Here is a 23,464-nt window from a genome sequence, read left to right as displayed (position 1 = left end):
CTATTTCCTCTGCACGAATAGGTAGGGCTTGTGTTCAGCGGGAAGAACCAGGGTTAACGGGCTGTTTTGCCTGTCGTTTGCCTGGTTCTCCCGGCCGAAAAGAGCTATTGTTTTGCTTTGTCGTCTTTGCCCCAATACACCTTGAACGTACCATTCTCGACTTTGATGTCGTCGGTTTTGTCGCCTTTTTTGGTGTTATCGTGGTCGTGTGGGTCGCCTTTAACGAACATACCACCACCCGCTGCCGTAATCGCTTTATCTTCCAGATTCTGACGAATTCCGAAACCCGACAGCGTGGCCATGACCCGTTTTTTATAGGTCTGTCCTTTCAACGTTCCTGAAAACGTGCCCTCAATGCTGGTGTCGGTAACTTTTGAAATGGTCACGGTGCCTTCATACGATTCGCCATCCTGAAAGGCGTGTCCAAGACCTTTGGTTTCCTCGGTATAGTCGAGTAGGGCATAAACGGCATTGGCGTTCGGGTTATTCTTGTCGAACGTCTCTTTCACCGACCGGTCGTTTTCGGCCAGTATCTTATAGGTGCCGGGCTTCAGGTCGTTCAGGTAAAAGAAACGAAGCCAGAGTTGCACGTCGGGTTTTACGTTCATGCCGGCGATGGCCAGGTAACGCATTGTGCCGGGTAGTGGTAGCTTGAGCCGCTGGCCAGCCGCTTTAAATTCTTTGCCATTGATAGTGGCTGTAAACTGGCTGGTCTGGGCAGTGGAAGCGGTACCTGACAGGAGCAGGAACAGAAGGGGATAAAGTGCGCGCATGAGATTGAGTGTTAACGATGACGCAACCTATCAGAATACCGGGAGTTGGCGAATCTGTAATTGTGTATCCGGTAGTGAATTGGCGAATTAGTGTGCCAAGGTTACTGCGTCATAAAGTCGATCAGGAGTTGGTTGACCAGCACGGGCTCTTCATGCTGGACCCAGTGGGTAGCTGTCTCAACGAAAACTAACCGTCCCTGTTCGCATAAGTCAATACTGGGCTGGGCCATCTCGCTGAGCAGAAAGTTGTCTTTTGCTCCCCAGATCAGGAGCGTTGGTACGCTGATGCGTTCGTGGGCTGGTAGGGGCGGGCGGCATTGCCCGAAAGCGCGGTACCAGTCCACCATCGGTCGGAACGCCGGACCACCTTCGGGGCTAGTTTGCGACCAGGCTTGCCGGTAGAGGGCCAGATCGGCTTCCTGGAACGTACCTGACCGGCTGCTGCGCTGCATGGCGCGGGTCAGTAGCCACCAGTTGCGGCGTTGAAAGAGCCATTCGGGTAACCACGGAAGCTGAAAAAAACCGGCGTACCAGCTTCGCAGCAGTTGACGGGGACTAGTACGCAGAAAACGAAGCATCACCGCATAATGGGGCACGTTCAGACAAACGAGTCGGTTCAGTCGATCGGGGTACGTTGCTGCCAGCCACCAGGCCACCAGAGCGCCCCAGTCGTGACCAACCACGGTCGCTTTTTGCGCACCTGCTGCATCAATCAGTCCAACTACATCGGCCACTAGTCGGTCAATACTATAAGCCTGACAGCCAAAGGGCTTGTCGCTCAAATTGTAACCACGCTGATCGGGTACCCATACACGGAACCCTGCCTGTGCCAGCGCGTCGATCTGGGCGCGCCAGCCGTACCAGAACTCCGGGAAGCCGTGTAGCAGAATGACCAACGGCCCATCAGCCGGTCCGGCCTCCACGACATGCAACCGGATGCCATTGGTCTGGACGTATCGAGAGAAGGACATATCAGGCATCATTGTAAAAGGAGAAGAGCAGTGACCAGTCGATGGCTAAAAGCTGCCGTAAAAGGGTATTCAGGCGTATAGCTGCGCAAGTTCATTGGCACAACGTTCGCCATCCATAGCCGCCGAGACAATGCCGCCGGCATAGCCTGCGCCTTCGCCACACGGAAATAACCGACGTACCTGAACGTGTTCGCAGGTATCGCGGTCGCGGGGAATCCGAACCGGCGACGATGTTCGGCTTTCTATACCGATGAGTTGTGCGTTGTTGCTAACGTACCCACGCATTTTCTGGCCGAAATTGCGAAGGCCCTGCCGCAATGGCTGGGCAATATGGGCAGGCAGTACCTCGCGCATGTCTACCGACACTAGACCCGGCTGGTAGGAGGTGGGCAACAACGAGGCAGACAGGCGCCCATCCACAAAGTCGGCGACGCGCTGGGCGGGTGCCCGCTGCGAGAGCGACCCGTCGGGGGCGCTGGCAATGGCGCAGGCTTTCTGCTCAACAGCCTGTTGGAGCATCAAACCGGCAAGCGGGCCGTGCTGGGCAAAGGGTTTTAGATCGGTGTCGGTAATGGCAACGACCAGGCCGGAGTTGGCAAACTGCGAGTCGCGGCGCGAAGGCGACATGCCGTTGACCACCAGTTCGCCGGGAGCAGTAGCCGACGGAACAATGAACCCGCCGGGGCACATGCAGAACGAAAATACGCCCCGTTCAACCCCACCATATTTAGTCTGTGTAACGAGGCTATACGCCGCCGCAGGCAGGTACGCACCCCGGTCATACGGTTGGCCAAGGTGGTATTGCAGGGTATCGATCAGCGATTGCTGATGCTCAATCCTGACGCCCATGGCAAACGGCTTTGCCTCAATGAGTACGTTGCGCTGATGAAGCAACTGAAATACGTCGCGGGCCGAGTGACCCGTGGCCAGAATGACGCCTTCGCCGCTGAATTCGCGCCCGTCGGCCGTCACGACGCCACGCATCTGTCCGTTGGCCAGTAGCAGATCCACCACTTTCGTGTCGAAATAAACCTCCCCGCCAGCTTCCAGAATCCGTTCACGCAGGGCCGTCACTACGCCCGGTAACTTGTTCGTGCCAATATGCGGGTGGGCGTCTACCAGAATTTGCTCGGTAGCCCCGTGGGCCACCAAAATTTCCAGAATACGGCGAATATCACCCCGTTTGCTCGACCGGGTATACAGCTTACCGTCGGAATACGTGCCCGCACCGCCTTCACCGAAGCAATAATTCGACTCTGGATTGACGAGGTGTTCTTTATTGATCGCCGCCAGATCACGCCGCCGCATCCGCACATCTGAGCCTCGTTCCAGCACAATAGGCTTCAGCCCTAGTTCGATCAGCCGAAGTGCCGCAAACAGCCCCGCCGGACCGGCCCCCACAATGACCACCGATTTGGCCTGATGCACAGCTGGGTACGTTAGCCCATGCCGAATCAGCGGTGGGGGCCCTTCGCCCGCATATACGTCTACGTCGATATGCACTTTCGTTTGCCGCCCCCGCGAATCGATCGACTGGCGGCGTTTGCGGATCACCACGTCGGGCGCCTCGGGAAGTTGTAGCTGGTGAAGCACGAAGGCACGAAAGGCGGCCTCATCAAGGCCCTGTTCCGGTAACAGGGTCAGCGAAAGCGAATGGATCATGGAAAATGGCTGGCCGGTGTTTATCCGGCAACGTACCTGCAAATTTACGAAAAGGCTATTCTAATCAGCAACGGCTGGTTGTCGGGTCAACTAATTGTAACCGTAAATCGCGCCGTAACGCCGGAGTGTATGATTGGGGCAAGCCCTCCATTTAACAGTTGTTTAATAGATACTGCTTAAACTCCCCGGTTATACAGTAGTCTATGAATTGTTGACCAACTTTCATGCGTTATGAACACTCGAAAATCGGCTAAAGCCGCTATCTGCGGCGGTTGTCTGCTTTTACTTTCGCTGTCTGGCTGTGTAGTCCGACCCGTGGCTAGTCGCCCTGCGCCGCCGCCCGCCAGAATAGAAGTTATTCCGGCTGCTCCGCCAGGCCGGTATGTGTGGTCGCCAGGTTATCACCGGTATCGTCGGAGCGGGTATGTCTGGGTACCGGGCCGTTATCGTCGAATTCGCTGATCAGTGGGTACGGATGGGGTACGAAAACACACCAACTGTTTTCGTACCCCATTTTTTTGACTGGCAGGCTGGGGCAATTGCCACCAAAAAACCATCTTGCAGCGTAACAAGCCTCCATGTTTGGGGGTTACCCCGGTATGCAAGCACAACCCGTTCCGACCTCGACCCGATTGAAAGCAGACTCATTCGAGTCACCTGATTTTTACCTGATCGATGATTTGCTCACAGCCGAGCAGAAACTGGTGCGTTCGGCCATGCGAAACTTTGTGAAGCGCGAAATCACGCCGATCATCGATGACTATGCCCAGCGCGGCGAATTTCCAGCGCACATAATTCAGAAGTTTGCTCAGATAGGTGCGTTCGGAGCCACCACGCCGACGCAGTACGGTGGCGGTGGTCTTGACTACATCAGTTCGGGCTTAATGTTGCAGGAAATTGAGCGGGGCGACTCGAGCATGCGCTCTACGGTGTCGGTACACAACTCGCTGACTATGTATCCGATTCTGACCTTCGGGTCCGATGAGCAGAAAGAAAAATACCTGCCTAAGCTGGCCAAAGGTGAACTGATCGGTTGCTTCGGGCTGACGGAAGCCAACTATGGATCGAATCCGGGAGGAATGCAGACCAACTTCATTGAACGGAGCGATTATTACCTGCTCAATGGCTCTAAACTGTGGATCACCAACGGCCCCATTGCCGATCTGGCTGTGGTCTGGGCCAAGAATGAGCAAGGGAAAGTCAAAGGGCTGTTGCTTGAAAAAGGCATGGAAGGCTTTACAACCAACGAAATTGAACGGAAATGGTCATTACGTGCCAGCCGGACAGGCGAACTGGTCTTCAATGACGTGAAAGTGCCCAAAAACCAGATGCTCCCCGACGCCAGTGGCCTGAAATCGCCATTGGACTGTCTCGACCAGGCACGCTACGGCATAGCCTGGGGAGCTGTTGGGGCCGCGATGGATTGCTACGAAACCGCTCGAAAATACGCCTCTGAACGCATCCAGTTCGACAAACCAATTGCCGGGTTTCAACTAGTGCAGAAGAAGCTGGCCGAAATGCTGACCGACATTACCAAAGCGCAACTGGTTTGCTGGCGGCTGGGTACGTTGAAAAATGGCGGATCGGCTACAACAGCGCAGATCTCTATGGCCAAACGCGACAACGTGGCCATGGCCCTGCGGGTGGCCCGCGAATGCCGACAAATTCTGGGAGGGATGGGTATCATGGGCGATTACCCCATCATGCGCCATATGATGAACCTTGAATCGGTGGTGACCTACGAAGGAACCCACGATATTCACCTGCTCATTATGGGGGCTGAAATAACCGGTATGTCGGCCTTTAAGTAGGTGTTTAAACCAGCACCGGACTTGACCGGTTGGGGTAATATTTATTTCGTATACCGAGAAAATAGTCTTCGAGCGTATTGGTCATCAACATACCAAGTGACAAACTGACTGCTGAGGTAACCACAAATAAAACGTACTGATTGAGGTGCATGTATTTCATCAAATAATCGATAAACAGAATATTGATGAACGGATGAACGATGTAGATCGAATACGAACAAAAACCAATTTTGCTGATCAGATTAACAACTGGCGCTGAAAATAAACTGTCGAGCCGTCGGTTTATATCTTTACAGGTAATAAAATAAACCAGGATGATGCCAAACGCTACATAGAGGAGCGTAAATCCAAGCGTTTTTATGAAAAACGAATGAACAGGATTACTAAATGGCGTCCAAAAAAGACCGGCAATGACCAGTGAAATAGCCATCATTTTATGGTTCTCGATCAGGTAAATTAACCGATTCTTCCTGAACTGATACAGATACGAGATTAATACGCCCGCCAGCAGTGAATCGATGCGTAAATGCGTCATGGTGAAGTTCCTGGCCTGCTCGTCTGGAAACGCCAGGTTGCTTGCTATCCGCAGGAACAGGCAAAAAACCATAAGCCCAAGAATCACTTTCTCCAGTTGACTAAAGCCTGTTGCGCGCGTATCTGCTTGCAACGTTAGCTTTTTATGCTTCAGGCTCAGCCACAGTATAAGCGCCAGACCGAAGTAAAAATGCTCTTCCACTGCCAGCGACCAGCTAGCCTCAAACGCATAGCCCCATCCCGAAATATAGTTCTGAATAAAGGTTAGATCGGCCAGTAATTTGCCTGTAGAAATAGTGTGTGACAGGTAAAGCGGAATAAGATAAACGGCATACATCAGATAATAGATCGGATATATTTTAAAACCACGGCGAATTAAGAACGTACTGGGTTTTATATCACCATGTTTTTTGTATTCCCGAAAAAGGAGGCCAGATACCAGAAAGCCACTCAGCACGAAAAAAAGATCGACGCCAATCCAGCCCATGTTGACGGTGAAATCGAATAAATAACAGTGTCTGAAGAGCACCAATAAAATGGCGACACCTCGTAAAAAATCGATCTCTCTTAACCTGCGGAATTCGGCACTCATGTTGAATTGACGACTATTTTTTGTGATGTATGCTTTGGCTTGTAGCACAAAACTACTGGCTGCCGCTGTATTGCAATGCAATTATATTCGTCAGCGATAGGCAATGTCAGAGCGCACTGGCCACTTCATCATCGAGCCAAACGTGTGCCCCGGGCAGCGTCTGGAACAGACTGGCCGGGCATTGCTCGGTCACGGGCCCATGGATAGCCTCTTTCATGGCCGATGCTTTGCGGGGGCCACTGGCCATCAACATAATGTCGCGGGCCTCTACCAGATGCCGTAAGCCAAGCGTAATACCCTGCTCCAGTGGTGTTTGCTGCGTAAAATATTTCTGGCCAACCGAGATCGTTGAGTCGGCCAGCTTAACCACATGACAGCGAAGCTGGAAAGACGTACCTGGCTCATTCAGGGCGATATGCCCGTTTTCGCCCACACCGACCAGAATCAGGTCAAGGCCGCCGAATGAGCTAATAGCCTGGTCGATGCGCTGACATTCGGCTTGAAGGTCTGCGGCCTTTGCATTGAAATAAGTAATCTGGTCGGCCCGAATTTGGGCAGGCGTGAATAGATCACGATAAAGAAAATAGGCGCAGCCGCCCACGTCGTCCGGTCCGAAACCAACCCATTCGTCAAGGCCGATAAAGTGACACTGGCTTAAATCAAGCGCACCGGAACGTACCTGATCGGCAAGCAGGCGATAAGCGCCTGCCGGGGTAGCGCCGGAAGCCACACAGAGAACGGCATTCGGCTTTTGTCGCACGAGGTCGGCAATATGTTGAGCGGCCTGGGCCGACAGAGCGGTGTAGTCAGGGAAGGTACGTAGGATCATGGTTGTAAAATTACCGCCCACAGGCTGGTATCCTGTTGCCCGGTACCAATTATTCATGTGGCCTGCCGTACTTTGTTGTGACAGATACGCTCACAAACCTATTTACATATGCTGACTCACCTGACTCCCGAAGGCAACCCCGCCATGGTAGACGTAGGCGCAAAACCTGTTTCCAAACGCACGGCAAAAGCCCGGAGTATTGTTACGCTGGGAGAAGTTATTTTGCAGCACCTGGAGGCAGGCGATATTCAGACTCGGAAAGGGCCGGTGTTTCAAACGGCGCGAATCGCTGGCACTATGGCCGCCAAACGCACCGACGATCTCATTCCGCTTTGCCATTCGCTGGGCCTCGACGGCTGCTCGTTCGCTATCTGGGCAGAAGGAGCCGACGTGATCATTGAGTGTTCAGTGTCTGTTGAAGGCAAAACAGGGGTCGAAATGGAAGCGTTGGTAGGGGCTTCGGTAGCTGCCTTGACCATCTACGATATGTGCAAAGCCCTCTCACATGATATCGTCATCCGCGAAACGCGCCTGCTCGAAAAAACCGGAGGTAAGCGCGATTTCCGCCATGAAGGCTAAGGAAGTGCCTGCGGATAACGTCCCTGCCGTAACGGCGACGACTGTCTATGGTTTGGTGCTGATGGGGGGGCAGAGTACCCGTATGGGGCAGGATAAGTCGGCGCTTGTCTACCACGGAAAACCTCAGTACGAATACCTGACGGATCTGCTGACCCCACTTTGCCAAACCGTTTATTGGTCGGTGAATGAAACGCAGCGCCAGCAGTTGACCTACACGAATCTCCTGCCCGACAGGTACCCGGAAACGGGGCCGCTGGGTGGCTTACTCACCGCCTATGATACCTACCCAGACGCCGCCTGGCTGCTAGTCCCCTGCGACCTGCCCAACCTCGATGAAGGTACGTTACAAAACCTCTTGACAAGCCGGAATAAAGCGGCGCTCGCCACTGCTTTTTGGGACGCTGACCGGTCGGGCCCAGAACCGTTGGTGAGCTTGTGGGAGCCATCGGCCGGGCCATTACTGCGCGATTGGTTTCAGGCTGGTCAGCGCAGCCTCCGCCGATTTCTGACAACCCATTCCAGCACATGGCTGGACGTACCCGATGCGCGTGCGTTTGAGAATATCAATGACTGGGAAAGCTATAGGAGGTATAACAGCCGAGGCCACACTCATTCCTAGCGGACTATTCTTCTACTGATTGACGGACCAGGATTTTATCAATCCGGTTCTTGTCCATGTCGATGATCTCGAATTGGAATGATTGCCAGCGGAACGTTTCGCCTTCTTTCGGAATGTCTTTTAGAATGTGCAGGGCAAAGCCGCCGAGGGTATCAAAATCGGTAAAATCGCGTCGGGCCTGTGCCGAAAGGGTAAGATCGAAATGCGATAAAAAATCGTCGAAGGGTAACGAGGCGTCGATCAGGTAGCTGCCGTCTTCGCGCTGATGCACATCGTAATTAAACTCACTGGTGTCCGAAATATCGCCTACCAGAGCGTCCAGAATGTCGTTTAGCGTCACAATGCCGAGTACTCCGCCGTATTCATCAACGATGATGCCCGCATACTGCCGCCGTTCGCGGAAGCGTTCGAGTACCTGATAAGCGCGGTTGTTTTCGGGCAAGAACAGTACGTCGCGCTTTAAATCGTTTAGGCGGGTCAGCTCCACATCGAGGTCGGTACCCAGAAAATCTTTCGAATGAATCAACCCCACTACTTCGTCGACGCTGCCGTTGACGAGCGGGTAAACAGCATGCCGGTATTGGAGAATCTGGGCTTTATTTTCGGCGGGTTCAGCTTCCAGGTCGAGGTAAACGATGCTTTGCCGATTGGTCATCAACGAGGTGATTTTACGGTCGCCCAATTGAAACACGTTCTGTACAATCTCGTGTTCAATCTCTTCAATGGCGCCGGCCGTACTACCTTCCTGCACCAGACTTTTGATCTCTTCTTCGGTAACGGCGCTCTCGTTTGGCTTGATCCCCAGCAGTTTAATAAGCAAATCGCTCGAGACAGTGAGTAAGGCGATGAATGGCGATGTTGCTTTAGAGAGCAGTTCCATCGGGGCCGCCATCGCTTTGGCAATCCCTTCCGGGTTCGACAGGCCAATGCGTTTTGGTACCAGTTCGCCCAGTACCAGCGACGTGTAGGTTAACGCCAGCAGGACACCCACCACCGCAATCGAGTGTGAGTAAGGGGCCAGCACGTCGACTTTGGCAACCCAGGCCTGAAAATCAGACGTGATCTTGTCGCCCGAAAAAATACCCAGCAATATCCCAATCAGCGTGATACCGATCTGTACGGTCGACAGGAAACGATTGGGTGAGTTGGCCAGGTCGAGGGCCGTTTGGGCGCGTCGGTCGCCGTTCTTGGCAGCGGTCTCCAATTTTGACCGGCGCGATGAGACCAGCGCTATTTCCGACATCGAAAAGATGCCGTTCAAAATCGTCAGCACCAGAATTATGAGTAGCTCCACGTAGTAGACAATTGTCCTGTTTGCAAAAATAGCAGAACTATTGGGGCCGCAAAAGGTAAAGGGTTCGCTATTTTTGCGTGATTTACGGGCAAAAACACCCTCTTTCGCTTTCCATGATCGTATTTATCGATGACCGCCCTGTGCGGCTTACGGGTTCAAAAAAAGGGGATAAACTCGCCCAGATAGCAGACTTCGACCGGGTAGTTGACGCCCGCCTGGAGACCCTGAAGGCTGAATCGCTGAATGGCCATCTGTTGTTGCTGAATGCTACGCCAGCCACAGCCGAACGGCTGGTTGGGCTACTGGAAGAAGCCGACATCAGCGATCTGCTGTCGGTTACGCTCCAATGCTTAGACAAAGACGCCGTTGAGTCACGCATAAAAAGCTTGTATAAAGTGGTTAAAGCGGCTGGGGGCGTGGTAACACACGAAGGGCGTATGCTACTGATCTTCCGGCGCGGCGTGTGGGATCTGCCAAAAGGCAAACTCGATGACGGTGAGTCATCAAAAGATGGTGCCGTGCGGGAGGTCGAAGAAGAGACCGGCGCAATTGTGGCGCTGGGCGATAAGATCTGCACGACCTACCACACCTATACGCTGAATGGGAACCGCATTCTGAAGCGCACGAAATGGTACACCATGGCCCTGCTCGATGATACCAAACTGGCTCCGCAAGCGGAGGAAAACATCGAAAAAGTAGCGTTTATGGAGCCTAAACAGGCCAAAATCGCCCTGGCCAGTTCGTTCAGCTCCATTCGTCACGTTGTTGAGCAGGCCCTTTTAGTCAAACAGCCAAAGGCGTAGACGGTAGGTGGCCTCTTAACTAGCAGTAAAGAGGAACAGTCAGGCTACCTGGTGGCTCATTAACAGCAGGAAACTGCTAGTCACGATTCGTCTTCTAAAGTGCGAAGCGTATAAGCCAGACGTTAATTCAGCAATTGACAACGGCCTGATTGACTGTTGAACGACTTATAGACGTCGGCAGCCAATCGGGCCTGCTTTTTATTGATCAATCTTCCACAACGGCGGTAAATTCGATCTCGACCAAATACTCGGGACCTACCAATTGGCTGATACCATACATGCCGGTGGTGGGTTTTATGTGGCTGAAAAACTGGCCGTGGGCGCGGGCAATGTCATCGAACCGGCGAATATCTGTGGTGAAAATGCGCGTGCGTACCACGTTTTCGAGGCTGGCACCGGCTTCATCCAGCACCTTTCCGATACGCTCGATGATGTTTACCGTCTGCGCAAAGGCATCGTCAGCCTTTACGGTTGTTCCGTCGACGATGGCAACCGTCCCGGATACCTCAATAAGATTACCAACACGCACGGCCCGGCAATACCCAACTTTATCTTCCCAGGGTGAGCCTGAAAGAATGGTTTGTTTTGTCATGATTTACAGTGAGAAAGCCCCAAAGATACGAGGGTAAGTTACCCGCAAAAACCGGCCGACTGTGCTGGGTACGTTGTTTCCATACCAGCAACCCGGAAAACTTCCCTATTTTTGAGCCAAACACCTATTCGTCGTATGGCCAGTACTGCCCGACCACTTTACCAGCAACTTAGCCGTAACATTACCGCCTACCCACCCGAAGAAGCTCGGGAAATGGCGTTTATGCTGCTCGATCATTATTTCGGACTTCGAAAAGCCGACGTGCTGGCTGACCGTGCGCTGCCCACAAACCGAACAGAACCCGACTGGTTCAAGATAATTGAACGGCTCAACCGGCAGGAACCAATCCAGCATGTGATTGGGACAACTATATTCTGCGGACTTGAATTCGAGGTTTCGTCGGATGTGCTAATTCCCCGGCCTGAAACCGAAGACCTGATACGCCTTATCATGCACGACTTTGCCGACATGACCGAGCGGCCCGTTCGGGTAATCGACATTGGCACCGGGAGCGGCTGTTTGGCGGTAACGTTGGCCCGCTTTCTGCCCCAGTCGGAGGTAACGGGCTGGGATGTATCGAAAGACGCCTTAACCACGGCCCGTCGGAATGCAGAGGCGCTGCAGGCCGATGTGAATTTCGAGCTTCAGGATATTCTGAACGTACCTGAACATACCGTCGGTCCATTCGATTGTGTGGTGAGCAATCCGCCCTATGTAACCCGCTCCGAAGCCGCGCAGATGGACCGGAATGTGCTGGCGTATGAGCCCGACGTAGCACTTTTTGTTGACGATGCTGATCCGTTGATTTTCTACAAAGCCGTGGCTGATTTCGCCGCCAGATACCTGGCAGAAACAGGTATTTGCTACGTAGAGATCAACGAGCGATTCGGTGAGGCAACCAAAGCTGTTTTCGATGAGCGCGGCTTTACCAGCGTGCAGGTATACAAAGACATTCACGGCAAAGACCGCAGCGTGCGGGCAGCGAAAAAATAGTCTTCTGTTTTCGGTTTACCGTTTTCTGTTGCGCTGCGTAGAGACAACGTTTTTCGAGAGCGGAGCAACAGAAGACGGTAAACAGAAGACAGTAAACGTAATTTATGTCCTACCATTCACAAATCAATCAGGCACGTATCGAGATCGGCAAAGTGGTCGTCGGGCAGGATCGCCTCGTCAACCGGCTGCTGATCGGGTTGTTCACGGGGGGGCATATCCTGCTTGAGGGTGTTCCGGGTCTTGCCAAGACATTGACGATCAATACAATGGCGAAGGTGCTGCAACTTGATTTTCAGCGCATCCAGTTCACCCCCGATCTGTTGCCTGCCGATTTGATTGGAACCATGATTTTCAATCAGCGTACCGCCGATTTTGAAGTTAAACAGGGGCCCGTTTTCGCTAACCTGATCCTGGCGGACGAAATCAACCGCTCGCCGGCTAAAGTGCAGTCGGCACTGCTTGAGGCGATGCAGGAAAAGCAGGTGACTATTGGCGAGGAGACCTTTATTCTTGACCGGCCGTTTCTGGTACTGGCCACGCAAAACCCGGTTGAGCAGGAAGGAACGTACCCACTGCCCGAAGCCCAGGTCGATCGGTTTATGATGAAAGTATTCGTCGATTACCTCAGTAAGGATGATGAACTGGAGGTGATGCGGCGGATGTCGAACATGAACTTCGATTATGAAGTGCAGCCGTTGCTCGACAAAGAAGATGTATTTGCCGTTCGGGATGAGATCAACCGGGTCAACATTTCCGACTCGCTGGAACGCTACATTATTGAACTGGTTTTTGCTACCCGTCGCCCCCTCGAATATGGGTTGCGCGATGAGGCCCGGTATATTCAATATGGTGTGTCGCCGCGGGCTAGTATCCACCTGAATTTAGCCGCTAAGGCAGTGGCGTATTTCGATCAGCGCGATTACGTCCTGCCTGAAGACATCAAGGAAGTATGCCCCGATGTGTTCAATCACCGGGTACTGCTGAATTATGAAGCCGAAGCCGATGGCATTACCTCGCTCCAGGTTATCGATTCAATTTTACGGAAAGTCGCCATCGGCTAGAAAGAATCAGAAAGAGGGACGACTTCCGCCTCTTTTGACCTTCTTTTCCCACACCATTTTAGGGGATTCCTGGGCACCCAGATTCCGTTTGAACTGCATTAAACTGGGTTTCGGCAGGCGATGCTCATCGACCGAAACGCCCAGGTCGAGCAGGCCGATTCCTTCCTGTTGGCAATAGGCATATACACTGGCCGTAAGCATAACTGCCGGGCTATATCGGCGATAGGCTAAGTCGTCGGCTGGCAGAAAATTATAGAGAATATCGTGGCGCACCCGAACCGCTACCGTTAAAGCGGCAATGGTAGCGCCATCACGGATGACAAATACAGGATATTGATCCGGAAAAGTCGAGAGCAGGTAAGCCAGGCGGTCCGGCGCGATAGTGAGGGGGTATCCCTGTTGCAGACGGCTAGCCTGTATGAACTGAACCACTGCCTTGACCGGTGGATCGACCCAGACGCCGGCTTTAAAATCAGCTTTTTGGCACTTCAATAACCGCCTGCGTTCCGATTTATGCAGATGGCTACTGAACTGATCATCCGTAATGGTCAAATGAAAGTTGGTCAACTGATCCACTATTCGATACTGTCGCCGTCGCAATGCCCGCATCAGCCGTTCGGCCTGTTCAGGTGCGTAACAATGGGGGTAATTGGTCAGGCGCAGGGCGGGCAGCCCCAGCCGGTCTACCTCTGCTTCCAGAGAGTCTAATAAAGCCGTAAGGGTATGGTCCGGTAGGGTACTGGTGAATTCAACAGAACCAAAAGGGGCCAATTTAGGGCTGATTGCCAACTCATTATCGATGAATACAGCGCACCTGGCGTCGACCTGGTGCGTAGCCATATTCAGCGCTGTCAGCAGGTGGAAGGAGCCATTATCCTGTTGCCTTAACTGATCTTCCTCATTAAAGAAAAAGCCCGACTCGCTATAGGTCGGAATAGGCTGCGTGACGTCTGGATAATGTGTTTGTATGCGATGCATGTAAGCGATAAAGCTGAACAAAGATAATTCGTTTACACAGGCTTCCATGTACACCAGCGTAAAGTATGCATCCATGTTTATAGCACTACGCCGTCAGGGGAAAAGCTAGTTAGTGTGTTTGGCACGGTTTTCGTTGACAGTCAACCAGAACCTGTAAATGTGTGAAAATATGATAACTGGACTTGACACTCCAGTCAGGTACGTTTGTGCCTGTCTCAACGTGATTGCCCACTCAATACCTTCACGTTTTGCACGTAATTCGTTACTAATCATTGGTTTAATAGTATCTGGTTTCTCTGGATTTGCGCAGGTAGTTGGCACCGTTTATCGCGATTATGACCGTAACGGCCTACAGACAGCCACAGCGCCGACCGAATTAGGGGTAGCCGGTATTAAGGTGTGTGCCTATGTCGATGGCGCAGCCCAGTCATTCTCCACCATCACCGCTACCGACGGTTCTTTCGCCTTCTCGTCGGGTATCATTTCTCCGGGTAAGCGAGTACGCATTGAATTTTCAAACCGACCGCTCTATACCTATGACTCGCCCAGCTTAACGGCTGGCAGTGATGTTCAATTTGTGCAGGCGCCCGCTGCGGTGAACTATGGCATAAGCGATCCAGCCGACTATTGCCAGGCCGAGCCGTTGCTGGTAACTCCTGTTTACCAGACAGGTGCCTTACAAAACACAGGTACGTTGGTGACCTATCCGTTTAATGCGGAAGGCCAGCCACTGACGGTTCAGGACATGCCCAGTCAGCTGGCAACCAGTGTGGATATAGGTACTGTCTGGGCTACTGCGCTGCAACGCCAGAGTAACCAGCTGGTGAGCATTGGCTTTCTGAAGCGTCACGCTGCCCTCGGCACACTTGGGTTGGGAGGGATCTATATCACCAATCCAAACACAGCTACATCAACGGCCTACGTTGACGCAGGTCAGTACCTGACGCTGGCCTCACCGGCTGACCTGACTGCTCTTGCTGCACGAACATTACCGCAATCGAATAGCACAGCGAGTGCCGACGCAGTTGCTTTCAGTCTGGTCGGGAAAGTAGGGATGGGAGGAGCCACCTTCACGCCAAGCGAAGACAAGTTATGGGTCATCAACCTATACCAGAAAACACTGGTGCGTATTGAGCTGGGCCAACCCATACGGCCAGCTACCTCACTTACCCCCGACGCGTTTACGAGCTTTACTATTCCGCAGACTTTTTCGACAGGGGTAAATCGGCCCTGGGCAGTGTCCTACTATCAGGGGAAATTATACGTAGGGGTTGTCAATGATGCATCGATCAGCCGGAACCGGGCAGATCTGAAAGCCTGCGTTTATGCCTTCGACCTCACAACAAACACATTCAATACAACACCCGTACTGGTTATCCCGCTTACGTATCGTAAAGGCTGGGCTGTTGCGGGTGCCGATGCTGCCTCGTCGCTGGGTGACTATTGGGAACCCTGGAGTGATACCTGGTCAGAGTATTCGACAAACGTACTCAGCTCGGCTACTACCCCACAGATGCACCGTGTGGTTCGCCCGCAGCCCATTTTGTCGTCGATCGGGTTTGACGCAGAAGGGGCTATAATCGTTGGGCTAATGGATCGAACCGGCCATCAGACATCGCGAAATCAACTGGCACCCACTGAGACATCACCTACCCCAACAACGGTCTACAGCGGCTACACTGGCGGCGACCTGTTACGGGCGGCACTGGTGAACGGAACGTACCTGCTCGAAGCCAACGGATCAGCCGGTTCTAACTCCGGTTGTGGCGTTAACAATGGCCAGGGACCTGTTTATACGGGTCCCGGCAACACAACAGCGGCCGGGGAGTTTTACTGTAATGAGCAGTTCACAACGCTGAACCAGGAAACCTTTGCCGGCTCATTGCTGAGCAATCCGCGGCTGGATAATATGTTCGTCAACCTGTTTAACCCGCTCACGACCTGGTCGGGAGGTACCGCTTTTTTCGATGTGCAGAATGGGGACCTGCTCCGGCGCTATGAAGTATATCGCGATGCACTGAGCGGCCTATCTACGTCAACCCGATCAACCTTTGGAGCGTCCAACGGATTAGGGCAGATCAATGCCCTGTGCGAAGTGGCGCCGGTTTCCGTCGGGAACCGTGTATGGGTCGATACCAATGGCGATGGAATGCAGGGGCCTGCTGAGCCACCGCTGGCTGGTGTTAAATTATCACTGTACTCGGCGTCTGGTATCAGGCTGGCCAGTACGATCAGCGACGCGCAGGGACGGTACAGTTTTCAGTCTGGACCAGCCTTGACCCTCGCCTACAATGTGCCCTACTTCATCGTGATCGGCTCCGATCAGACGTCGCAACAGGTCAACACAACCAGCCACGTGCTGACGGTGAACAGCAAAGGGTACCAACTGACCGGCTGGAACCAGGGAACAGGCGCCAATCCGGCTTCGACTGATTCCGATGCCTTTCTACTGACGGGCTCCAACAATGCTCCGAACCTGAATGGACTACCTGTTATGCAGTTTCAACTGAACGTACCCGGGCAAACCATCAACACACTGGACGTGGGTGTGCAGGAAACAACGCCTTGCCCGTCTGCTTGCCTACAGATCACTGCCCAGCGCATCCGGTAATTCTGTGCGGGCTTTTAGGCTGGGCGAACATAAGTGTATTGAGGCCTAAGCTTAACCAAATCCCAGCCAGACTTATTTGGCCAACTCTTGATAAACGACCTGAAGAATACCGTCTTTCAGGCCCAGGTCTGGCACGGCGATATCGGTTGCGCCTGCCCACTCCATAGCCGAAATATAGATTTGGGCAGCAGGAACGATCACATCTGCGCGGTCGGCATTGAGGCGGAGCTTGTTGATCCGGTCCTCCAGGCTGAAGGTGGCGATGTAATTCTGCATCCGGATTATTTCGGAAAGAGTCGTGGTGGTGTCACTCGTTTTCGACACCAGATTGAACAGCTTGCTGATGTTTCCACCCGTCCCTACGGCAACAACGGGCTGGCTACGGTCAACGTTCTCCTTGATCCAGGCTTCAACTTTCGCCCAGGTGCTTCGCATGTCTTTGCCTTCCAGCAGGCGGACAGACCCAATTTTAAACGAACGCGAAGCCAGTTTTTTGCGATTACGATAGAGATTTAACTCCGTGCTACCGCCACCAACATCGATGTGTAACGTTTGTCGATCGTCGAGGGCCAGTACCACCACATTATTGATCAGCTCGGCCTCTTTCTGACCATCTATGATCTGAATAGGAATCCCTGACCGCAGTTTCACCAGGTCAGCCACGTCACGCCCATTCGTTGCTTCGCGCATGGCAGACGTAGCACAAGCCATAAAGGCCTCAACCTCATGGAGTTCCATTAGAAGCTTGTAGGCCTGCATCAGCTTGATGGTCCGCTGAACACTTTCGGGCGTCAGGGCCCCATGCGTAAATACATCGTGCCCGAGCCGAAGCGGAAAGCGGACATATTCGACCCGTTTGAAGCTGATCACGTCGTCGTTGGTCAGCACGGTCGAAATTTGCATGCGGGCGGCGTTGGAACCGATGTCAATGGCAGCCAGTTTCACTGTAGCGTATATGTTTGTGGGCCGCAAAACTACAAGCAAAACGGATGGGAATGCCGACGAAACAGAGTCGAGCCCGTTTTTTTGACGGACCTGCCCCGGAAAGCGTGTAGAGTCTGGTTAAATGATGGCCTCGCTTCTGTTTATCCTTGTTGTGTGTCCCATATTGAATTCACTTCATGGGGGTTCCCATTGCTTTTCAGTAGATTTGTATTTTTCCGGGTCATAGCCTTTTGCTATTGGCTTTTTTCACGAAAAAGTTAGCTTCTCTTGCAGCACCTTACCGACCTCCTTCAGCAGCGTATTCTCGTCCTCGATGGTGCCATGGGCACGATGATTCAGCGGTATGACCTCACGGAGGCCGATTACCGGGGCGAACGCTTCCGTGATTTCCCCCACGATGTGAAGGGTAACAACGACTTGCTGTCTATTACCCGTCCCGACATCATTCAGGAGATTCACCGCCAGTATTTCGACGCTGGGTCAGATATCGTTGAGACGAATACATTCAGCGGTACGCGTATTGCCATGGCCGATTACCACATGGAGGATCTGGTCTATGAACTGAATTATGAATCGGCCCGGATAGCCCGCGAGGTGGCTGATGAGGTGACGCGTCGAAATCCCGGCAAACCGCGTTTTGTGGCTGGAGCCATGGGGCCAACTAACCGAACGGCCAGCCTTTCGCCCGACGTGAATAACCCAGGTTATCGGGCCGTAACGTTCGATGAACTCGTTGAGGCTTATTATGAGCAGGTCTGCGGCCTGGTAGATGGCGGTTCCGACATCCTGCTGGTCGAAACGATTTTCGATACGTTGAATGCGAAAGCGGCCCTGTTTGCCATCGATACGTATTTCGCCGAAAAGCACCTGTCGTTGCCGATCATGATTTCGGGAACGATCACTGATGCATCGGGACGAACGCTGTCGGGGCAAACAACCGAGGCATTCCTTTACTCGGTATCGCACCTGCCCTTGCTCAGCGTGGGGTTGAACTGCGCGCTCGGCGCTGAACCCATGCGTCCTTATATTCAGACGCTGGCGAAAGAAGCCCCCTTCTTTGTGTCGGCTTATCCGAACGCGGGCTTACCGAATGAATTTGGCGAATATGATGAAACGCCGGAAATGATGGCCGCTCAGGTAGAGGGCTTCATGCGCGATGGATTCATCAATATCATTGGCGGTTGCTGCGGCTCAACGCCCGATCATATCCGGGCTATTGCCAGCGCGGCCGCCCGGTATCAGCCCCGGCCAAAACTTGCACCAGAACCTTACCAAAAACTAAGCGGACTGGAGCCACTGAAAATCACTGAGCTTACCAACTTCGTCAATATTGGTGAGCGCACGAACGTAACCGGCTCGAAAGCTTTTGCCCGGCTCATCAAAGCAGGTGATTACGAAGCGGCCCTGGCCGTGGCCCGGCAGCAGGTAGAAAACGGCGCGCAGGTGATCGACGTGAACATGGACGAAGGGATGCTGGATTCGGCCGAGGTCATGACAACGTACCTGAACCTGATTGCTGCCGAACCCGACATTGCCCGCGTGCCCGTCATGATCGACTCATCTAAATGGGAAGTGATCGAGGCCGGCCTGAAATGCGTGCAGGGCAAAGCCATTGTCAACTCTATTTCGCTGAAAGAAGGCGAAGAAGCGTTTATTGAACGCGCCCAACTGGTGAAGCGCTATGGCGCGGCGGCGGTAGTCATGGCGTTCGATGAGCAAGGCCAGGCCGACAGCTACGAACGCCGGATCGAGATATGCGAACGGGCTTACCGCATTCTGGTCGATAAAGTAGAGTTTGCGCCACAGGACATCATCTTCGACCCGAACATCCTGACGGTTGCCACTGGTATCGACGAGCACAATAACTACGCCGTTGATTTTATCAACGCCACGCGCTGGATCAAAGCAAACCTGCCGTTGGCTAAAGTGAGCGGAGGGGTGTCGAATATATCGTTCAGCTTCCGGGGCAATGAACCCGTGCGTGAGGCCTTTCACTCGGCCTTCCTATACCACGCCATCCGTGCGGGAATGGACATGGGCATTGTGAATGCGGGTCAACTGGCCATTTACGATGATATTCCAAAAGACCTGCTCGAACACGTAGAGGACGTGCTGCTGAACCGTCGCGACGATGCGACGGAGCGGATGGTGACCTTTGCTGAAACGGTGAAGGCGAAAGGCAAAGAGGTAGTTGTTGATGATGCCTGGCGTAACGAGAGTGTTGGCGAACGGCTCAAATACGCGCTGATAAAAGGCATTACAGAGTTTATCGACGCCGATGTGGAAGAAGCCCGTCAGCAGGCCGAACGCCCACTCCACGTAATCGAAGGCCCGTTGATGGATGGCATGAACGTGGTTGGGGATTTATTTGGAGAGGGGAAAATGTTCCTGCCGCAGGTGGTGAAATCGGCGCGGGTGATGAAGAAGGCGGTAGCTCATCTTACCCCCTATATCGAAGCTGAAAAGCAGGTTGGCGAAGCCGCCGGCGCCGGAAAAATTCTGCTGGCAACGGTGAAAGGCGACGTGCACGACATTGGAAAAAACATTGTCGGTGTCGTGTTAGGCTGTAACAACTACGAAATCATTGACCTGGGTGTGATGGTGGCTACCCAAAAAATTCTGGATGCTGCCCGCGAGCATACTGTCGACATCATTGGCCTGAGTGGGCTCATTACCCCCTCGCTCGACGAGATGGTGGGTGTGGCAAAAGAGATGGAGCGGCAGGGCTTCACCATCCCATTGCTGATAGGCGGCGCAACAACCTCGCGGATTCATACCGCCGTGAAAATCGATCCCCATTATTCAGGGCCGGTGATTCACGTGCTCGATGCCAGCCGGAGCGTGCCCGTAGCCGGTCGGTTGACGAGCAATGAAGTGGAAACCCGCGACCAGATCTTCAACGAGATTAAGGCAGAATATGCCAGGCTGCGCGATGACCACGCCAAACGGCAGAAGGAAAAGAACCTGCTGCCTATCGAAAAGGCCCGCCACAACCGGGTTCAAATCGACTGGTCACGCTTTGACGCAACCAAACCAACGTACCTGGGTAATCGCTATTTCGACGAGTATCCGCTGGATGAGATTGCCAAATACATTGACTGGACACCTTTCTTCCAGACGTGGCAACTGCACGGTAAGTACCCCGCCATTTTCGGCGATGCCGTGGTAGGGGCCGAAGCAAAAAAGCTGTTTGACGACGCTAACGCGCTGCTGAATCAGATCATCCGCGACAAGTCGCTCGGTGCCAAAGCGGTGGTTGGATTTTACCCGGCCAATGCCACTGAAGACGATGTATTGATTCATGATTTTGAGGAGGTGACCCGCAACATTCCCTGCGAACGCCACGGCTCGCACCAGCACACCGAATATAAGATAAGCCGGGCTGCTCAGTCGCAAACGGCAGTAACAACCGCCGGCGAACTGCTCTTCGACACCAAAACAGTGCTGCATTTTCTGCGTCAGCAAAACCAGAAAGCGGCGGGGCTACCCAATCTGTGCCTGGCCGATTTTGTGGCGCCCTTAGAGAGCGGCCGTCAGGATTATATTGGCGCGTTTGCCGTGACGGCGGGTATTGGCATTGAAAAGCTGATCGAGAAATACGATCGCGACCATGATGATTACAACAGCATCATGGTAAAAGCACTCGCCGACCGGCTGGCCGAGGCTTTCACGGAGTTGATGCATGAGCGGGTACGTAAGGAGTTCTGGCCATACGCCGCCAGCGAGCAGTTGAGTAATGAAGAGTTGATCCGGGAAAAATACCAGGGTATCCGACCGGCGCCGGGTTATCCTGCCTGTCCTGACCACACTGAAAAAGCAACGCTGTTTGACCTGCTCGATGCGGGGCGGGCGGGCATTGTGCTCACCGAGAGCTTTGCGATGTACCCGGCCTCATCGGTCAGTGGTTTTTACTTCAGTCACCCCGAATCGAAATATTTCGCCACGGGCAAACTGAACAAAGACCAGATCATCGACTACGCCCACCGAAAAGATATGTCAGTAGAGGATGTAGAACGGTGGCTGGCTCCTGTGCTGGCTTATTAATAGAATGATCAACGAGTAGGTAACCACAAAAGGGCCATCTACTTTAGTTTTATGAGGTCTCATAAAACATACTCTTTCAGCAGCGTCTAGGTACGTTCCTTCCTAATTACTGGGCCGATCTGTATTTGTTCATGCAGTAAAGACGGGGTTCCCTCAGACACGCCTGCTTGCATCCGCGATCTGATTGGTCGGATGCAAAAAGAGCCTGTGCGTAATCCACGAGGGAACGTTACTCAATACAGCTATAAAGAACGTATCGTTTATTACGTCCTATTTAACAGTTTGCTGGATGCTAGCTGCAGTTCAATCTGCGCGCCAGACGGCGTTTTTCTGGTGGTGGAGATAGCCGGTGTACCGATTTCCCCCAACCAGCTACAGCCAAGAGACTTATCTGGCAGGATGACCGAAAATAATCGGTGCGTCAACCGATTTATGACAACACCGACACTGCTTTTTTAAGTAGCTTTTCCAGTAGGCCGGCCGCCGATGCCGCCTGTTTGATCGTATCGGCAATGTTGGTGATGGCTACTGTTGTGTCTAGAAGCGTTTGGTTCAGGGCAGCCAACTGCTGATTGGCGTCGTCTACCTGCTTCACACTATCGGCAAATTCAACGGAGAGGGCGCTGATCAGGGAGGCACGCAGTCGCATTCCCTGGGTGAGCATAGAGGCCTGCTGAACAGTGGAGAGGCGTCCGTCCCGTGCCAGAGAGAAACTTTTCTGGGCGGCCCCGGCGAGTTGTTCGGTATCAATCTTTTTCATGGCTGGGTACGTGCTTACGGATGATCGGCTTTGCGCAGTTCATTAATTCGTTGGGCGGCCTTCAGAAATAAATCAACCTGGGTTTCGTAAGCCAGCGCTGCCGCCTGAAATTGCTGAAATGTAGTGGTCTGCCTGGCAACGCCAACCAGGGCCACATGCGCTTTTTTCAACGCCCGTAGTACGTCTGAAGGGCGGTTGGTTCGGGTAAGGCGGAGCTGTTCGGCAGCGCGTTGAATCTCATCGAGTCGTTTTTTTAGCTCATCACGCGGTATAGCCTTACGATTCGCCATGCCGTTATACGCAACCATTAACTGAGCCAATTTCTGATCGTCGCCTGTTTTCTGAGCTAGAAAAACATACTTGTCGAGGTCTTTTGTCAGAAAGTCGAGTAGCTGGTTAATCGGCGCTTCTCCCTGCAAGATGGCTTGTTTCAGCGCTTTTTCGCGTTTGTTGATCAGCGCTGCTTCACCAACGACGGCAATCAACGTGGCGATAGGCGAGAGGTAAGCGGTAGCCTGATCGTCGGCCCGGTTACGAGCCAGCTCGGCAAACTGAGCCTGCATGCTCTCCAGGTTACTACCCAGCGCCATCAGATCTGTGCGAAGTTGCTGAGGAGAATCAGTACCCGCCAGCGCCGAAAGCTGATCGGCATAAGCTGATAGCTGGGCCATCAACGCGATGCGTGCCTGTATGGCCACCGGATCAAAAGAGTCCAGTAGAAGCGGCGTTTCCTTGCCCTGCGCATCGACTTCTTCGACTCGCTGACCAGGATTGAGTAGCAACGTGAGAAAATAGAGGTCGCGCTCCTGCTGATTCAGGGCAGTGTAATAGGCGGTAATGGCCTTGGTGGCCGCAACGGTGTTCTTCTGTAGCGTATCAATAGGCGCTTTGTACGCCCGCTGGCAGGCTACCGAACCAATGAAGAGGAAACAGAACAGGACCAGACGGAGCGGCCGGGGTGTTTGCAAATGAGCCATATGCCAAAGTAGCAACTTGGTCTGGTTTCAGCACCG

At 53.2% G+C, this 23,464-nt stretch carries 21 protein-coding genes; 10 read left to right on the top strand and 11 right to left on the bottom strand.

The window, feature by feature from the left end; translation table 11 throughout:
• Positions 1-104: 104 nt before the first annotated feature.
• The 3 genes from ACAW75_RS08665 to ACAW75_RS08655 form a co-directional block, all read right to left on the bottom strand.
• A complete protein-coding gene (locus ACAW75_RS08665; protein WP_370728297.1) occupies positions 105-773 on the bottom strand; it encodes a hypothetical protein in 669 nt (222 codons plus the stop codon).
• Positions 774-874: 101 nt separating this feature from the next.
• A complete protein-coding gene (locus ACAW75_RS08660) occupies positions 875-1,744 on the bottom strand; it encodes an alpha/beta fold hydrolase (RefSeq protein WP_370728296.1) in 870 nt (289 codons plus the stop codon).
• A 69-nt stretch (positions 1,745-1,813) separates the two neighbouring features.
• Entirely contained in the window at positions 1,814-3,406 is a 1,593-nt protein-coding gene (locus tag ACAW75_RS08655; RefSeq protein ID WP_370728295.1) for an NAD(P)/FAD-dependent oxidoreductase, read from the bottom strand.
• 231 nt (positions 3,407-3,637) lie between these two features.
• Between ACAW75_RS08655 and ACAW75_RS08650 the strand changes: the two genes are divergently transcribed.
• Positions 3,638-3,868: a hypothetical protein gene (locus ACAW75_RS08650; protein WP_370728294.1), complete on the top strand. Its 231-nt coding sequence runs from the start codon at positions 3,638-3,640 to the stop codon at positions 3,866-3,868.
• 137 nt (positions 3,869-4,005) lie between these two features.
• A complete protein-coding gene (locus ACAW75_RS08645; RefSeq protein ID WP_370728293.1) occupies positions 4,006-5,217 on the top strand; it encodes an acyl-CoA dehydrogenase family protein in 1,212 nt (403 codons plus the stop codon).
• Between the two features lie 4 nt (positions 5,218-5,221).
• Here the strand turns inward: ACAW75_RS08645 and ACAW75_RS08640 are convergent, their stop codons facing one another.
• Both ACAW75_RS08640 and ACAW75_RS08635 read right to left on the bottom strand, forming a co-directional pair.
• Entirely contained in the window at positions 5,222-6,343 is a 1,122-nt protein-coding gene (locus ACAW75_RS08640; RefSeq protein ID WP_370728292.1) for an acyltransferase family protein, read from the bottom strand.
• Between the two features lie 106 nt (positions 6,344-6,449).
• Positions 6,450-7,172 carry a glucosamine-6-phosphate deaminase gene (locus ACAW75_RS08635; protein ID WP_370728291.1) on the bottom strand — a complete coding sequence of 241 codons (723 nt, stop codon included), beginning with the start codon at positions 7,170-7,172 and terminating at the stop codon, positions 6,450-6,452.
• Positions 7,173-7,280: 108 nt separating this feature from the next.
• On the opposite strand from ACAW75_RS08635, the gene moaC reads away from it, so the two are divergent.
• Complete coding sequence (gene moaC, locus ACAW75_RS08630; RefSeq protein ID WP_370728290.1) at positions 7,281-7,751, top strand: cyclic pyranopterin monophosphate synthase MoaC; 471 nt, start codon at positions 7,281-7,283, stop codon at positions 7,749-7,751.
• Positions 7,741-8,370: a molybdenum cofactor guanylyltransferase gene (gene mobA, locus ACAW75_RS08625; protein WP_370728289.1), complete on the top strand. Its 630-nt coding sequence runs from the start codon at positions 7,741-7,743 to the stop codon at positions 8,368-8,370. The genes moaC and mobA overlap by 11 nt, the downstream gene beginning before the upstream one ends.
• 4 nt (positions 8,371-8,374) lie before the next feature.
• Here mobA and ACAW75_RS08620 read toward each other — a convergent pair whose 3' ends face one another.
• The gene (locus ACAW75_RS08620; RefSeq protein WP_370728288.1) at positions 8,375-9,664 is read right to left on the bottom strand and encodes a hemolysin family protein; all 1,290 of its coding nucleotides are present in this window, start codon (positions 9,662-9,664) and stop codon (positions 8,375-8,377) included.
• A 113-nt stretch (positions 9,665-9,777) separates the two neighbouring features.
• Here ACAW75_RS08620 and ACAW75_RS08615 point away from each other — a divergent pair, with 113 nt between their 5' ends.
• Positions 9,778-10,467, top strand: a complete 690-nt coding sequence (locus ACAW75_RS08615; protein ID WP_370728287.1) for an NUDIX hydrolase — start codon at positions 9,778-9,780, stop codon at positions 10,465-10,467.
• Between the two features lie 205 nt (positions 10,468-10,672).
• On the opposite strand, the gene ACAW75_RS08610 is transcribed toward ACAW75_RS08615, so the two are convergent.
• On the bottom strand, positions 10,673-11,059 hold the full coding sequence (locus ACAW75_RS08610) for a RidA family protein (RefSeq protein ID WP_370728286.1): 387 nt from the start codon (positions 11,057-11,059) through the stop codon (positions 10,673-10,675).
• Between the two features lie 135 nt (positions 11,060-11,194).
• Here ACAW75_RS08610 and prmC point away from each other — a divergent pair, with 135 nt between their 5' ends.
• Positions 11,195-12,052: a peptide chain release factor N(5)-glutamine methyltransferase gene (prmC, locus tag ACAW75_RS08605; RefSeq protein ID WP_370728285.1), complete on the top strand. Its 858-nt coding sequence runs from the start codon at positions 11,195-11,197 to the stop codon at positions 12,050-12,052.
• Between the two features lie 104 nt (positions 12,053-12,156).
• Positions 12,157-13,113: an AAA family ATPase gene (locus ACAW75_RS08600; protein ID WP_370728284.1), complete on the top strand. Its 957-nt coding sequence runs from the start codon at positions 12,157-12,159 to the stop codon at positions 13,111-13,113.
• A 6-nt stretch (positions 13,114-13,119) separates the two neighbouring features.
• On the opposite strand, the gene ACAW75_RS08595 is transcribed toward ACAW75_RS08600, so the two are convergent.
• On the bottom strand, positions 13,120-14,166 hold the full coding sequence (locus ACAW75_RS08595; protein ID WP_370728283.1) for a GNAT family N-acetyltransferase: 1,047 nt from the start codon (positions 14,164-14,166) through the stop codon (positions 13,120-13,122).
• A 94-nt stretch (positions 14,167-14,260) separates the two neighbouring features.
• Here ACAW75_RS08595 and ACAW75_RS08590 point away from each other — a divergent pair, with 94 nt between their 5' ends.
• Complete coding sequence (locus ACAW75_RS08590; protein ID WP_370728282.1) at positions 14,261-16,702, top strand: SdrD B-like domain-containing protein; 2,442 nt, start codon at positions 14,261-14,263, stop codon at positions 16,700-16,702.
• A 72-nt stretch (positions 16,703-16,774) separates the two neighbouring features.
• On the opposite strand, the gene ACAW75_RS08585 is transcribed toward ACAW75_RS08590, so the two are convergent.
• Positions 16,775-17,647, bottom strand: a complete 873-nt coding sequence (locus ACAW75_RS08585; RefSeq protein ID WP_370728537.1) for a Ppx/GppA phosphatase family protein — start codon at positions 17,645-17,647, stop codon at positions 16,775-16,777.
• A gap of 267 nt (positions 17,648-17,914) precedes the next feature.
• Between ACAW75_RS08585 and metH the strand changes: the two genes are divergently transcribed.
• Positions 17,915-21,691, top strand: a complete 3,777-nt coding sequence (gene metH, locus ACAW75_RS08580; protein ID WP_370728281.1) for a methionine synthase — start codon at positions 17,915-17,917, stop codon at positions 21,689-21,691.
• 192 nt (positions 21,692-21,883) lie between these two features.
• Complete coding sequence (locus tag ACAW75_RS08575) at positions 21,884-22,150, top strand: DUF6970 domain-containing protein (protein ID WP_370728280.1); 267 nt, start codon at positions 21,884-21,886, stop codon at positions 22,148-22,150.
• Here ACAW75_RS08575 and ACAW75_RS08570 read toward each other — a convergent pair.
• Positions 22,122-22,451, bottom strand: a complete 330-nt coding sequence (locus ACAW75_RS08570; RefSeq protein WP_370728279.1) for a hypothetical protein — start codon at positions 22,449-22,451, stop codon at positions 22,122-22,124. The two genes, ACAW75_RS08575 and ACAW75_RS08570, sit on opposite strands and share 29 nt — an antisense overlap.
• Positions 22,452-22,465: 14 nt before the next feature.
• Positions 22,466-23,428, bottom strand: coding sequence for a hypothetical protein (locus tag ACAW75_RS08565; protein ID WP_370728278.1), 963 nt, complete (start codon positions 23,426-23,428; stop codon positions 22,466-22,468).
• Between the last annotated feature and the right edge of the window lie 36 nt (positions 23,429-23,464).

Origin of the sequence: Fibrella arboris (assembly GCF_041321095.1) — a bacterium.
GTDB classification, from domain to species: domain Bacteria; phylum Bacteroidota; class Bacteroidia; order Cytophagales; family Spirosomataceae; genus Fibrella; species Fibrella arboris.
This window is presented reverse-complemented; position numbering and strand designations above follow the sequence as displayed.

What these genes read in the sequence shown, in the direction of transcription:
- ACAW75_RS08645 (WP_370728293.1), top strand. Translation starts at nt 4,006, where the DNA reads ATGCAAGCACAACCCGTTCCGACCTCGACCCGATTGAAAGCAGACTCA.
- ACAW75_RS08635 (WP_370728291.1), bottom strand. Translation starts at nt 7,172, where the DNA reads ATGATCCTACGTACCTTCCCTGACTACACCGCTCTGTCGGCCCAGGCC.
- ACAW75_RS08595 (WP_370728283.1), bottom strand. Translation starts at nt 14,166, where the DNA reads ATGGATGCATACTTTACGCTGGTGTACATGGAAGCCTGTGTAAACGAA.
- ACAW75_RS08590 (WP_370728282.1), top strand. Translation starts at nt 14,261, where the DNA reads ATGATAACTGGACTTGACACTCCAGTCAGGTACGTTTGTGCCTGTCTC.
- ACAW75_RS08575 (WP_370728280.1), top strand. Translation starts at nt 21,884, where the DNA reads ATGCAAAAAGAGCCTGTGCGTAATCCACGAGGGAACGTTACTCAATAC.
- ACAW75_RS08660 (WP_370728296.1), bottom strand. Translation starts at nt 1,744, where the DNA reads ATGTCCTTCTCTCGATACGTCCAGACCAATGGCATCCGGTTGCATGTC.
- ACAW75_RS08565 (WP_370728278.1), bottom strand. Translation starts at nt 23,428, where the DNA reads ATGGCTCATTTGCAAACACCCCGGCCGCTCCGTCTGGTCCTGTTCTGT.
- ACAW75_RS08600 (WP_370728284.1), top strand. Translation starts at nt 12,157, where the DNA reads ATGTCCTACCATTCACAAATCAATCAGGCACGTATCGAGATCGGCAAA.
- mobA (WP_370728289.1), top strand. Translation starts at nt 7,741, where the DNA reads ATGAAGGCTAAGGAAGTGCCTGCGGATAACGTCCCTGCCGTAACGGCG.
- ACAW75_RS08650 (WP_370728294.1), top strand. Translation starts at nt 3,638, where the DNA reads ATGAACACTCGAAAATCGGCTAAAGCCGCTATCTGCGGCGGTTGTCTG.
- ACAW75_RS08655 (WP_370728295.1), bottom strand. Translation starts at nt 3,406, where the DNA reads ATGATCCATTCGCTTTCGCTGACCCTGTTACCGGAACAGGGCCTTGAT.
- ACAW75_RS08665 (WP_370728297.1), bottom strand. Translation starts at nt 773, where the DNA reads ATGCGCGCACTTTATCCCCTTCTGTTCCTGCTCCTGTCAGGTACCGCT.
- prmC (WP_370728285.1), top strand. Translation starts at nt 11,195, where the DNA reads ATGGCCAGTACTGCCCGACCACTTTACCAGCAACTTAGCCGTAACATT.
- ACAW75_RS08640 (WP_370728292.1), bottom strand. Translation starts at nt 6,343, where the DNA reads ATGAGTGCCGAATTCCGCAGGTTAAGAGAGATCGATTTTTTACGAGGT.
- ACAW75_RS08610 (WP_370728286.1), bottom strand. Translation starts at nt 11,059, where the DNA reads ATGACAAAACAAACCATTCTTTCAGGCTCACCCTGGGAAGATAAAGTT.
- ACAW75_RS08570 (WP_370728279.1), bottom strand. Translation starts at nt 22,451, where the DNA reads ATGAAAAAGATTGATACCGAACAACTCGCCGGGGCCGCCCAGAAAAGT.
- moaC (WP_370728290.1), top strand. Translation starts at nt 7,281, where the DNA reads ATGCTGACTCACCTGACTCCCGAAGGCAACCCCGCCATGGTAGACGTA.
- ACAW75_RS08615 (WP_370728287.1), top strand. Translation starts at nt 9,778, where the DNA reads ATGATCGTATTTATCGATGACCGCCCTGTGCGGCTTACGGGTTCAAAA.